This is a genomic window from Roseinatronobacter monicus (genome assembly GCF_006716865.1).
Lineage (GTDB): Bacteria > Pseudomonadota > Alphaproteobacteria > Rhodobacterales > Rhodobacteraceae > Roseinatronobacter > Roseinatronobacter monicus.
Genome location: NZ_VFPT01000001.1, coordinates 160817 through 173422 on the forward strand (window position 1 = coordinate 160817; position 12606 = coordinate 173422).

Consider the following 12606-nt stretch of genomic DNA (forward strand, 5'->3'; position numbering starts at 1 on the left):
GAACTGCGATTTCCTTGAGATAACACGCTGTGCGCCCTGTCCGAAAACAGCGCGCCCTTGCCGCAATGCAATGAATTTTCTGGAAAGGCTGTCCTATCCGTTGGGGCAGGCCGGGCGGATAACCGGCACTCTGCCGGATATTGACGGACAGGTGACGTTTGCCGATTGTCCCGCCTGCAAGACCTGCACGCTGCATTGGCGCGCCGAAGCCGGTGTGCTGGAACTGCGCCGCGCGGATCATATGTTGCTGCGCGGGCGCATGGCCATGCAGGGCGCAGCATGAGTTGCCCCGCCCCAATACCCGCCGCGCTGACACTTGAACAGGTTTCATGGGGCTCCGGCATTCTGGCGCCGGTCACCCTGACGCTGGCCCCTGGTCGCGTGCTGGGGGTTCTGGGTGCAAATGGCGCGGGCAAGTCCACGCTGCTGCGCCTGATCTACCGCTTTCACAAACCGCAATCGGGGCGCGTGTTGCTGGATGGGCAGGATATTCACGCCATGCCTGCGCGTGCCGTCGCACAGCGCGTGGCGGCAGTGTTGCAGGAGCAACCCACCGATTTTGCCCTGACCGTGGCCGAGATTGTGGCGCTGGGCCGCGCGCCGCATCGCCGCGCATTGGCAGGCCCGTCCGCACAAGATGCCCATATCGTCGATCACGCCTTGGAGCGGCTAAGCCTGCATGCCTTCGCCGCGCGCCCCTTTGGCACGCTGTCGGGTGGCGAGCGGCAGCGCGTGATGGTGGCCCGCGCCTTGGCGCAGGAACCGGGTCTGATTGTGCTGGACGAACCGACCAATCATCTGGACATCCGCCACCAGTTGGAAGTTTTGCGCCTTGCGCGCGGGCTGGGGGCAACGGTCGTCGCCTCTCTGCATGACCTTAATCTGGTGCAGGGCTTTGCCGATGATCTGCTGGTGTTGAAAGATGGCCAGCCGCTGGCCTTTGGTCCGGTGGCGCAGGTGCTGACGCCTGAGTTGATCGCCCGCGCCTTTGGCGTGCATGCACACCCGCGCGGCCCGGCCCAGTTCGATTTTTCCCTTTTCGACGACATGCAACAGGAGAGACGCGCATGAAATCCCTACCCTTAGCCCTTTTGGCGGCAAGCTTTGCAGGGCCAGCCCTTGCCCACCCTGTCACTGTCCAAAGCTGCGACCGCGAGGTCAGCTTTGACACAGTGCCCGAACGTGCTGCGTCCAATGATGTGAACCTGACCGAGATGATGCTGGTTCTTGGCCTGAATGACCGGATGGTGGGCTATACCGGCATTTCCGGCTGGAACAAGCTGGACGAGGAAATCCGCGCCGATATTGGCGAGTTGCCGGAACTGTCCGAACGCTACCCCACGCGGGAAGTGCTGATCGGCGCTGATGTCGATTTCTGGTTCGCAGGTTGGAATTACGGCATGCGTGTGGGCGGCGAGGTGACGCCTGACACGCTCGAACCCTTTGGTATTTTGGTGTATGAACTGACGGAAAGCTGCATTCACATCATGTCGCGCGAGGGGGTGGCGATTGATGACATGTATAACGACATCCGCAATCTGGGCGTGATCTTCGGGGTCGAGGATCGCGCGGATGACCTTATCAGCGGTTGGCAGGAAGAACTGGCCGAGATTGCTGCCACCATTCCCGAAGCCGAGCCTTTGCGCGTATTTGTCTATGACAGTGGCGAAGATACGCCCTTCACAGCGGGCCGCTACGCCATGCCCACTGCGATGATCGAGGCGGCGGGCGGGCGCAACATCATGGATGATGTCGACAGTTCGTGGACCCGCGTCGCATGGGAGCCGGTGGTCGAGCGCGACCCCGAAGTCATCATCATCGTCAATTACGGCGAAGTCACCGCCGAGCAGAAGATCGAGTTTATGAAATCCAATCCCGCCTTCGCCGATATGGATGCGGTTGTGAATGACCGTTTCGTCGTTCTGGAATATGTCGAGGCCACACCGGGGCCGCGCAATATCCGCGCGATCCGTGCCTTGGCCAGCGCTTTCTGGCCCGAGTGATCTGACATGCGCACCACCCCCACGCCTGAGACTGCCGTCCCTGTTCTGGCCGCCAAACCCCGCATTCCCGTGCTGGCGCGCCCTGTGCGGCAGGGGCTGTGGGGGTTGGGGGTGGTGTTACTTGTGCTGTCGATATCGGCGGCGGTCAGTATCGGGGCCGTGCCCGTTCCATTGGGCACGGTCTGGGGGGTGATCGCGGATAAGATCGCGCCGGGGCTGGTTACGCCCGACTGGTCGGCAGGGCGCGCGGCGATTGTGTGGGAAATTCGCCTGCCGCGCGCGCTTCTGGCCGCATTGGTGGGCGCGGGGCTGGCGCTTGTGGGGGCCGTGCTGCAAGCAGTGACGCGCAACCCGCTGGCCGACCCGCATTTGCTAGGCATTTCATCAGGTGCGGCCTTTGGGGCCATTCTGGCGCTGTTGCACACCGGCATGTTTCTGGGCCTTGCGACTGTCCCGCTTCTGGCCTTTATCGGCGCACTTGGATCAACGCTTCTGGTGCTGTCTGTCGCCAGTTTCGCGCAGGCGACAAGTGCGGACCGTCTGGTCCTGACCGGGGTGGCGGTGTCGTTTATCGTCATGGCGCTGGCGAATGTGCTGATATTTCTGGGCGATCCGCGCGCCGCGCATACGGTTATTTTCTGGATGCTGGGCGGCCTTGGGCTGGCGCAATGGGCGCATCTGATCTGGCCCGCGCTGATCCTTGCGGGCGCGGCGATCTGGTTTCGCGCGGTTGCAGGATCGCTCAATGCCATGACTATTGGCGATGAGACGGCCTCGACGCTGGGCATACCGGTGGCGCGGTTCCGGCTGGTCTGTTTTGTGGTGGCGGCCATGGTCACAGGCGTGATGGTTGCCTTTTCGGGCGTCATCGGCTTTGTTGGCCTGATGATCCCGCATATTGTGCGTCTGGTTGTGGGCGGCGACAATGCGCGGGTGCTACCGGCGGCCATGCTGCTGGGCGCAATTTTTCTGGTCTGGGCCGATATCGCGGCGCGCACCATCATGCGCCCCGAAGACCTGCCCATTGGCATTGTGACGGGTCTGGTCGGGGGTATGTTCTTTATCTGGCTTCTGCGCCGCCGCGCGCGCGGATGATCCTTGGACAAGGGGCAAACCCGTGAAGTTCTGCTCAGAGCAACGCGCCACACTTCTGGATGTGCTGACATGGCGCCGTGACATCCGCCATTTCCGCACTGATCCGGTGGATGAGGCGGCGCTCGCGCGCTTGCAAGCCGTGATGGACTTGGCCCCATCGGTGGGCAATGCGCGGCCTTGGCGCGTGTTGCGTGTCGATGCGCCCGACTTGCGCGCCGCTGTGCGCGCGAATTTCACCGCCGCCAATGCCCGCGCCGCCGCGCAATATTCGGGCACACAGGCGCAGGAGTATCACAAACTCAAACTCGCAGGGCTGGACCGCGCGCCCGTGCAACTTGCCGTCTTTACCGAGACTGGACCGATTGAGGGGCATGGGCTTGGCCGCCAGACCATGCCCGAGACATTGCGCCAATCTACGGCGATGGCCATTCACACGCTGTGGCTCGCTGCACGGGTCGAAAATCTGGGGCTTGGCATGGTCTCGATTCTGGAGCCGGAGGAGGTTGCGCGGCTGCTGGATGTGCCAAAAACGTGGGAGTTCACCGCGTGGCTGTGCCTTGGTCATCCCGAATTTGACGATGACACCCCGCTGTTGCACCGCGCAGGCTGGCAGGAGAACACGCCGACACGCTGGCGGCAGCGGTGATCTATCTGCGCGCGCGCGGTGCAGATACATTGCGCAGATGATGGGCTGTGATCTGCGCGACCGGCCGATGCAAAATCACCTCTCTGCGCATCAGGTCGATGCCAAAGATCGTGATGCGTGTGGCCAGTCCGGGGCAGGCGGGGTCAGTGCAGTGAAACTCGGTGACAGTGACAAGGGCGTGGGGGCCGATCTGCGTATGGTCGCGCACCAGTCCTTTCACGCGCTGAATGTGCCACAAGGTGGTGGCCTTGTCCCGAATCTCGGCGGCAAAGCTCATAACTGGGTGGGGTTCGGCGCGTCGGCATAGACAAGGGTCGGATCAAAGCTTTTGGCGTCTTCCCTGAAGCGCAGTGGCCCGCCTGCATCTGCCCCCGTCGGGACCGCGCGGTAAAAGCAGGACCGATACCCGACATGGCAGGATGCACCGCTGCCCGCCACCGCGACCCGCAGCCAGATCGCATCCTGATCGTCGTCAATGCGTGCCTCAATCACCTGCTGCACCAGCCCTGATGTCGCCCCTTTGTGCCACAGCGTCAGGCGCGCGCGGCTGAAATAATGCGCCTCACCCGTTTGCAGGGTCAGGCGCAGGGCAGCGTCGTTCATCCAGCCCAGCATCAGCACATTGCCGGTGGCGGCATCGGTCGTGATGCAAGGCAACAGACCGTCAGGTCCGAATTTCGGTGCAAGAACCGTGCCTTCCTCGACCTCTTCGACACTGCGGCGGGGGTGGAATTCGGGGTGGGGCATGAGATGACCTTGTGCATAGATTTGTTATACTATAACAAACATACCAAATCTGACGTCGCAAGCCGAAAGCGCCCCTTGTCATGCATGCTCCCATACCTGTTACCTTGCTTACCGGTTTTCTTGGGTCTGGAAAGACAACCCTTCTCAACCGCCTGCTGCATGACCCGCAAGCGGGACGCGTGGCCGTCATCGTCAATGAATTTGGCGAGGCGGGGCTGGATCATGACCTGATCGAGGAAGCTGCCGAAGATGTCGTGCTGATGCCGGCAGGGTGTATCTGCTGCTCGATCCGGGGTGATCTGTCGAGAACGCTTCTCTCGCTTCTGGCGCGGCGGGTGCGCGGGGAACTGCCCTTTGACCGGGTGGTGATCGAGACGACGGGGCTGGCCGACCCCGGCCCTGTGCATCACACCCTTATGGTCGATCCGGTGTTGTCGCCAAATTATGTGCTGGACGGCACGGTGACTGTGGTGGATGCGGCGCTGGGCGCGCGCACGCTGGACCGCCACGCCGATGCGCAGGCGCAAGTGGCCATGGCCGACCGGATCGTGCTGAGCAAGCGCGACCTGACCGACGCGCAGGCCTGCCGCGCTTTGGAAGCGCGACTGGACAAGCTGAACCCACATGCAGGCCGGATATGGGCGGACAAGGGCGCGGTGCCTGTGGGGGCACTTTGGGGTTTGGGGGTTCAGCAAAAACACGCAGCGCCCGCGCAAGTGCTGGCATGGCTGGCGGCCCCCAAGCCAGAACCCAGCGCGCTGTCAGGGCTGTCGGGCCTGAGCACTGCCAAGGCAGCGCCAAACACCCCCCTTGCCACACCGTCGCATCACGCATCCGATGACCGGATCACAACCGCCTCCATCGAGGTGACAGAGCTGATTGCAGCAAGCGTGTTCGATTTCTGGCTGGATACGCTGATTGCCCTGAAAGGCCCTGATATTCTGCGCATCAAGGGGATTGTGCATCTGCAAGATATGCCCCACCCCTTCGTGTTTCACGGCGTGCAGCATATTTTCGCACCACCCGTGCCGCTGGAGAATTGGCGCGAGGGGGACCGCACCAGCCGCGTGGTCATCATCGCGCGCGATATTCCACAGCAAGACCTTGTCGACAGCCTGTCGATGCTGCGTATGCGCCCCGAGCAAGACCATGCCGCGCAAGGCATCACCCTTCACACAATGTCAGAGCCGTTTTAACCCCGCCGTGACTGCGCATGGTCTGGGGGCGCATGGTCGCGGGGGTGTTGCCCGAATGGCCGTCCCGCCAAGCGCCGCAGTCGCGGCCAGATCATCTTGTCGCCGTGAAACTGATATTATAGCGAACGCATCATGACCCAATTCCATTCCACTCGTCACATTGCCACGCTTGGCGCGCTGTTCACCCTGTCAGGGGCGGCGGCGCTGATTTATCAGGTGCTTTGGGTGCGCGAATTGGGGTTGCTGTTCGGCTCTACCGCGCAGGCAGCGGCGCTGACGATTGCGATTTTCTTTACCGGCATCGCGTTGGGCGGCTGGCTGTTCGGGCGGGTTGCGGGGCGGCTGGCACGGCCCTTGCGCGTCTTCGGTCTGGTGGAAATCGGGGTGGCTGCTACGGCACTGGGGCATTTTCTGGTGTCGGACACGTATTTCACCCTCTACCCCGCGCTGTACGCCATGGTGGGCGGGGTGCCGCTGCTGGAAACGGCGCTGAAAGCAAGCGTGGCGGCGACGATCCTGTTGCCCTCGGCCATTCTGATGGGCGGGACGCTGCCCCTGATGGGCCAGCATGTGATCCGTGCACGCGACAGTTTGGGGCGTATGGGATCGGCGCTCTATGCGCTCAACACGGCAGGCGGGGCGATGGGGGCGCTGGCAGCGGGGTTTTTCCTGCCCATGTGGCTGGGGTTTTCGGGGGCCTATCTGCTGGCCGTAGGGTTTGATCTGTTTGTGGGGCTGGCGGCGGTGATGATCGCGCGCCGTGCGCTGCCGATGGTTTCGGCAGAGAAATCCGCCCGCGCGCCCATCCCCGCGCGGCTTTGGGTGATCGCCTTTGCCTCTGGCTTTGCGACCTTGGCGGTCGAGGTGATCTGGACCCGCGCCTTTGCGCAAGTGCTGCAAAACTCGGTCTATACTTATGCGCTGGTGCTGACGGTATTTCTTGCCGCGTTGTCACTGGGGGCTGCGTTGGCGAATGTGCTGGGTCGCATGGCGCTGCGGCCCGAAGTGGTGCTGACCGGCCTTTTGCTGGCCTCTTGCGCAGTGATTGCCGCCACGCCGCATCTGTTTCACCACCTGACCGGTGGGCTGGGCTATTTGGGCGGGCGGGCCGATTTCGCAGGCTATGTCTGGGAGGTGGGGCGTGTCGCCGTCCTGACCATGCTGATCCCCGGCACGATTCTGGGCGCGGTGCTGCCTTATCTGCTGCGCCTGATGGAAGGTGACACAGCGCCGGGGGCGGTGCTGGGGCGGCTGATCGCGGTCAACACCACAGGGGCTATTCTGGGCGCGCTGGCGGGCGGTTTCGGGGTCCTGCCACTGGTCGGCGCGTGGAAGGGGCTGTGGCTGATGGGGGCGATTTACGCGGTGCTGGTGCTGGTGCTGTGGCAGCCCAGTGACGGCTGGGGCGCGCGGCTCACACGGTTTGCAGCATTGGCGGGTGCGGTGATCCTGCTTGCAGGCCAGCCCGGCCTGCAAGCCACGCGGCTGAACGCGGGCGAGGAATTTCTGGCCTTTCGAGAGGGGCCATCGGCCCATGTCGCCGTGGTGGAGCGGGGCGAGGCAAAATTCATCCGCGTCAATAATTTCTACACGTTGGGCGGATCGGGCGCGTTGGTGCCCGAACGCAACCAGACCATGATCCCGCTGCTGACCCATCCCGATCCGCGCGAGGTGTTTTTTCTGGGCATGGGCACGGGCATTTCCGCAGGTGCCGGGCTGTTCGCCAACCCCGACCGCGTCACCGTGTGTGAATTGCTGCCCGATGTGATTGATTTCGCGCGCGACTGGTTCGGCCCCTATGTGAACGGGCTGTTCACGGACCCGCGCGTGACCATTCACCCTGAAGATGGCCGCCAATGCCTTGCCCGCGCGACGGCAACTTATGACATGATCATTGCCGATCTGTTCACGCCGTGGCGCGCAGGCGTGGGCAATGTCTATACGGTCGAGCATTATGCACTTGCGGCCAGCCGCCTGAACCCCGGCGGGGCCTATGTGCAATGGATGCCGCTGTATCAGGTGTCGCGGCGCGAGTTCGAGATCATCGCCAACACAATGGCACAGGCTTTTCCCGAAGTGACGCTGTGGCGCGGCGACCTTTACCCGGAACGGTCCATTCTGGCGCTGGTGGGACGGAACGAAGCGGCACCGCTGGACCCTGCCACACTGGCCGCGCAGTGGCGCGCGATGACCGGCAGTGACGCGCCTGACGCGGTGCTGATCGACCGCGCGCTGAAATTCTATGCGGGCAATGCGGCATCGGGGTTGTTTGCCGACGCGCCGATAAACACCGATGACTGGCCGCTGATCGAATACCTTGCCCCGCGCACCCATCGCGCGGTGATTGCCGGGCGCGCAAACTGGCTGACAGGGCAGGCGCGGGACCAGCTTTATGCCGATCTGTTTGCGTCCCTGCCACCGCAAGATGACCCACATCTGGCCCAGTTGGATGACGCGCAGCGCGATCTGCCGCGCGCGGGGGCGGTGTATGCCGAATGGCGGGGGTTGCGGGCGCGCAATGATCTGCGTGCAGGCGCGCTGTGGCAGGATTTCATCGCCCTGACCCCGCCCCACGCCCGCAATCCCGACAGCCCTGCGGGACAGGTCGCAACCGGTGGCATGGCCTTTGGGGATGCGACCAACTGAACTGAGGATAAGCGGGCTTGAAGTCCGGCATGCGAATTTATGCGCAATGCCGTGTAGCGTCGGGCCGCGGTATGGCGATCCTTGCGTTCTGCTAAGTGGTTTATTCTGGCCAAATCCGCATGCGATTATAGCTTTGCGCGCGTGGCAGCCAAATCGCCGTGCCGTGGATGCGGCCCGGCGATGCGCGGCGGGCTGACGCCCTTGACTCCGCGCATGCGCACGGTTTGCAAGAGGCCATAACCAACACGCCCCCTGCGCGACGACAGCGATATCGCGCAGGAGGAAATGCAAGCGACCAGCACCGGCAGGTTGCGGGTGTTAGCTGCCCAGCTGCGCCAAGGCCTCTGCTACGGCTTCCGACGCAAAGGGCAGCAGGGCAGGGTCGCCGCTGCCGTCAAGGGCTGTCTCAACCGTGTCCACCTCGGATGGGGCGAGGGCCAGCATGGCCGCTGCCGCCGCAAGCCACAATCCGCGCGCGTGCAGCACGGCGCGGGTGCGGGCGTCATCGTCATTCGCACCCTCTGCCGCGGCCAGGGCTGCGTGGAACAGGCGCAACGCACCTTCATGCAGCAGGGCGTCTACGCGCGCGGCGTCATCCTCGGCCCAGCGTTCTTCCAGCAAATGCGGCTGACCTTCGGCAAGCGCCGTATAGAGGGCGGCATTCACCTCCGCGCCGCCGGATACCGCTTCCAGTGCTTGATAGACCGAATGCTGCCCCTCTGGCCCCCAATGGAAGGCGAATATCTCGTTCCAGTTCTTGGGGCTGCCATTGGTCAATGCCCAGTTCGGCTCTGCGGCAAGGGCTTTGCGTTCCGACATTGCCAACTCGAACCGTGTCCAGTTCACAATCGTGGCCAGCGTTGCCCCGTCGACAAAGGCAATGCGTGCGGCAGCGGGAAGCTGGTAGAATGCGCCAGTGCCTGCAAGTGCCGAATAGACAGGCCCGACCGCAAAGGACGCGTCGTCCCAATGGGCGACAGAATGGGGCAGCACAGCAGGCATGGCCCCGTTGTAATTGTCGGCGAACCGGCCCAGAGAATGGGTCATGTCGCGCCAAGGGAAATTCGCGCCCCACGTATAAACTGTCAGTGCGCGCGCCCAGTCAGGGCTGTCTGTCGACAGGGCGGACAAGATATCGGCGCGGTCTTGCGGTAGGCCGTTATGCGGGCGCACATCCGAAGCGGTGACGAACCCGCCATGCGATAATTGCCAGTCTTCCAGCGTGTCCGCCGTGGCAGACAGGCCAAATACCGAAAGACCGATGGCGGTGATGAGGGCGGTTGATTTGCGCATGGGCAAGCTCCTGTTTCAAAGGGTAAGGCTTGCTGGCGCGCGGCTGGCGGTGCTGCTGCTTCCTCTGACAAAGATGATTGTTTTTGTCAAGAATTAGGTGGCGCGTGCGCTATAGCTGGGCACGCGGTTCTGGCCACGATCTGCCCTGCTCCATCGTCATCGCAAACCGGCAAGGCATGGCCGCAGTGCCATCAGTGTTGTCTCGCGCCCGCCAGATACGTTAAGGTTGTGGCATTTATGGTCGAAACTGTTTGAACGAAAGTGATTTACCCATGCTGAGCGCCCAAGAGCAGTTCTTTCTGGAACAACTGAACCGTGCCCGTCTGAACCCGTTGGGCGAGGCTGAGCGTTTTGGCATCGGGCTGAACGACCCTGACCCGACCCAAACCACCGGCCAGTCCCCCGCGCAGACGCTTGCCGGTGGGGTGCGTCAGCCGTTGGCCGCAAATGACGCCCTTTCAGCGGCCGCGGGCGTGCATTCTCAGGCGTATCTTGACGGCCTTGTCCAAATGAGCGGGCCAAATGCGGGCCATCACTGGCTGGACGGCACCACCCCCGCGGATCGTGCCGAAGATGCGGGCTATGGCACGCGGTTTGTGGGGGAAAACCTGTCTTTTGGGGCAACCACAGCGGCGTTTTCGGCTGATCAGGCTGTGTTATGGGGGCCGTCGGGCATCGGGCATCATCAGGGGTTGTTCTATTCCATCACGCACAGGCCAAACCTGCTGAATGGCGACTATATGCAAGCGGGGATCGCGCAGGTGGTGGCGGATGACTACACCTCTGGCGGGGTGGTGTTCAATGCCTCGGTCATCACCAATAAATTTGGCCGCGAAGACCTGTCCGACCGTTTTCTGACAGGGGTGGCCTATGCAGATGACGACGGTGACGGGTTCTATTCGCTGGGCGAGGGCCGGGGCGATGTGACGATTACAGCACTGGGCATGAGCGCAACCAGTGCGCAGGCGGGGGGATATGCGCTGAATTTGGGCGTGCAGAATGATCCGGTCGAGGTGGTGATTGGCTGGCAGGGACAGACCTTGCGCGCAGCGGTGGACCTGAGTGCCAGCAATGTGAAACTCGACATCTTGGGCGGCAGCCGCATTCTGGCCTCTGGCAACCTGACCTTGCTGGAGGGCGTGGCCGAGGGTGGCTTGTTGGGTGCTGGCAATCTGGCATTGACGGGCAATAGTCTTGATAACCTGCTGCTGGTCGGGCGCGGCGATAACGCGCTCGACGGGGCAGGCGGGGTGAATACGGCGCAATTTACCGGCGCATTTGGCGATTATACCATAACGGTTGATGCAGGCACGATCACAGTCTCCGACCTGCGCGGCAGCGCGCTTGGCGACGGGGTCAACACACTCAGCAATATTCAGCGGCTACTGTTTGCCGATGGGCTGTTTGCCAGCGATGGCAGCCTGCTGGGTGCCGTCGCAAATGGGCAGATCACATTGGATGACCCTGCGATCGGGGCATTTATGGGGGCGCAGGACCAACGGCGCGATCTTGTGGTGGCGGGCAGCACCCAAGACCTGCCGAATGGCACACCGGTGATCGTCACCCTGAATGGCAAAAGCTACGAGGCGCGATCTGAGTCGGGGCAGTGGTCTGTCACCATACGGTCGGGCCGACAGACCGAAAGCGGCTATACCCCCGGTGATCTGGATGCACTCGCCAATAACACTGACTATCAGATCACCGCCACAGCCCAGACCGCCGCTGGCCCCATCGCGGCGGATTTTGGGTTTCGCACGCTGTTCACCTCTCCGGAGTTTGGAAGTTTCACCTCTTATCCGTTTGGCGGGGTGATCGGCACGGATGATCTGATGGCCGGGCTGGTTGCGACAGGGACGACGACTGCCACAGGCGGCACGATCAGCTTTACCCTGAACGGGGTCCGGCATGATGGCGCGATCCAGTCCGATGGCAGTTGGACTGTCAGCTTTCCGGGCAGCACTCTGGCAACCCTGATCCATGGGCAGGACTATGTTCTGGGGCTTGCGATCACGGATCAGGCAGGCAACCGGGTCGAGGGCAGCTTCGCGCCGTTTGGTGCCCAGTTGAATTTTACCGCCCCCCATTTGGCATTTGATCTGCCCTTCGACGGGGCGTTGGTGCCTGAAATCCGCGACGCAGGGCTTGTCCTGTCGGGCAGTGCGCAGAATGTACCCGACGATGTTGTGGTCACGGTTTCGCTGAATGGTCAGTCCTATTCCGGCCTTGTCAGTAACGGACACTGGCAAGTGACCATTGCGTCAGAGGATCTGGCTGCGCTACCCGATGGGGCCACCCTAACGCTGAACGCCGCTGTGACCGTCTCTGGCAACACCGCCAGCGCTGGCGCAAGTTTCGAGACGGATTTCACAGCACCAGACCCCGCGCCAGCGCCGGACCCGGCCCCCAACCAGCTTGACCTGACCTTGCATGATATCGAGGGCAATCCGCTGCTGGCAGGCACAATGGCCCGCATCTCCCTCGGCTCTCAAGGGGATGCGATTGGCCCTGAAGGGGTCGATGCAACCGGTTCTGTCAGCTTTGCCCTGCCCGAAGATGCAAATGGGGCGCTGTATGTCACGCGCGACCACCAACCCGGAACCGACCCGAGGATCACCGCACTGGATGCGCTGGATGTGTTGCGGATGGCTGTCGGGTTGCAGCCGTCTTTTGGCACGGCCAAGGCCCAGAACTTCATCGCGGCAGATATCAACGGCGATGGCAGGGTCACAGCACAGGACGCACTGGACGTGCTGCGCGCCGCTGTCGGATTGCAGACAGAGAACGCGCCAAGATGGGTCTTCTTCGATGCCGAGACAGATTTTGAAGCTATGGCGCTGAACCGCAGTTCTGTGCATGTCGATCCGGGGATCGACATTTCAACCCTGACTTCAGATCAACCGCTTGTCATGACGGGTATCTTGCTGGGCTATATGGAGAGCGTCGCCTAAGCCCGTTGACCGCCCTGTCTGACATGCGCCCG

The 12606-nt window shown here is 62.7% G+C and carries 11 protein-coding genes; 8 read left to right on the forward strand and 3 right to left on the reverse strand.

Annotation, left to right across the window (positions count from 1 at the left end):
• Nucleotides 1-70 precede the first annotated feature (70 nt).
• Genes BD293_RS00630 through bluB form a run of 5 tightly spaced genes read left to right on the forward strand, consistent with a single transcriptional unit; the run spans nucleotide 71 to nucleotide 3744 of the window.
• Nucleotides 71-283 (forward strand): hypothetical protein, encoded by a 213-nt coding sequence (locus BD293_RS00630; protein ID WP_142079345.1) that lies wholly within the window; start codon nucleotides 71-73, stop codon nucleotides 281-283.
• Entirely contained in the window at nucleotides 280-1071 is a 792-nt protein-coding gene (locus BD293_RS00635; protein WP_142079346.1) for an ABC transporter ATP-binding protein, read from the forward strand. Before BD293_RS00630 ends, BD293_RS00635 begins: the two co-directional genes overlap by 4 nt.
• Nucleotides 1068-2003, forward strand: a complete 936-nt coding sequence (locus tag BD293_RS00640; protein WP_142079347.1) for an ABC transporter substrate-binding protein — start codon at nucleotides 1068-1070, stop codon at nucleotides 2001-2003. The genes BD293_RS00635 and BD293_RS00640 overlap by 4 nt, the downstream gene beginning before the upstream one ends.
• 6 nt (nucleotides 2004-2009) lie before the next feature.
• The gene (locus tag BD293_RS00645) at nucleotides 2010-3098 is read left to right on the forward strand and encodes a FecCD family ABC transporter permease (protein WP_142079348.1); all 1089 of its coding nucleotides are present in this window, start codon (nucleotides 2010-2012) and stop codon (nucleotides 3096-3098) included.
• Nucleotides 3099-3120: 22 nt separating this feature from the next.
• A complete protein-coding gene (gene bluB / locus BD293_RS00650; RefSeq protein WP_142079349.1) occupies nucleotides 3121-3744 on the forward strand; it encodes a 5,6-dimethylbenzimidazole synthase in 624 nt (207 codons plus the stop codon).
• 1 nt (nucleotide 3745) lies between these two features.
• Here bluB and BD293_RS00655 read toward each other — a convergent pair whose 3' ends face one another.
• Nucleotides 3746-4021: a hypothetical protein gene (locus BD293_RS00655; RefSeq protein WP_142079350.1), complete on the reverse strand. Its 276-nt coding sequence runs from the start codon at nucleotides 4019-4021 to the stop codon at nucleotides 3746-3748.
• Entirely contained in the window at nucleotides 4018-4491 is a 474-nt protein-coding gene (hisI, locus tag BD293_RS00660) for a phosphoribosyl-AMP cyclohydrolase (RefSeq protein WP_142079351.1), read from the reverse strand. Before hisI ends, BD293_RS00655 begins: the two co-directional genes overlap by 4 nt.
• An 80-nt stretch (nucleotides 4492-4571) precedes the next feature.
• Between hisI and BD293_RS00665 the strand changes: the two genes are divergently transcribed.
• Nucleotides 4572-5687: a CobW family GTP-binding protein gene (locus tag BD293_RS00665; RefSeq protein ID WP_142079352.1), complete on the forward strand. Its 1116-nt coding sequence runs from the start codon at nucleotides 4572-4574 to the stop codon at nucleotides 5685-5687.
• Between the two features lie 132 nt (nucleotides 5688-5819).
• On the forward strand, nucleotides 5820-8333 hold the full coding sequence (locus BD293_RS00670; protein WP_142079353.1) for a spermidine synthase: 2514 nt from the start codon (nucleotides 5820-5822) through the stop codon (nucleotides 8331-8333).
• Nucleotides 8334-8651: 318 nt separating this feature from the next.
• Here BD293_RS00670 and BD293_RS00675 read toward each other — a convergent pair whose 3' ends face one another.
• On the reverse strand, nucleotides 8652-9626 hold the full coding sequence (locus BD293_RS00675; RefSeq protein ID WP_142079354.1) for a hypothetical protein: 975 nt from the start codon (nucleotides 9624-9626) through the stop codon (nucleotides 8652-8654).
• Between the two features lie 272 nt (nucleotides 9627-9898).
• On the opposite strand from BD293_RS00675, the gene BD293_RS00680 reads away from it, so the two are divergent.
• The gene (locus BD293_RS00680) at nucleotides 9899-12574 is read left to right on the forward strand and encodes a dockerin type I domain-containing protein (protein WP_142079355.1); all 2676 of its coding nucleotides are present in this window, start codon (nucleotides 9899-9901) and stop codon (nucleotides 12572-12574) included.
• Nucleotides 12575-12606: the final 32 nt, after the last annotated feature.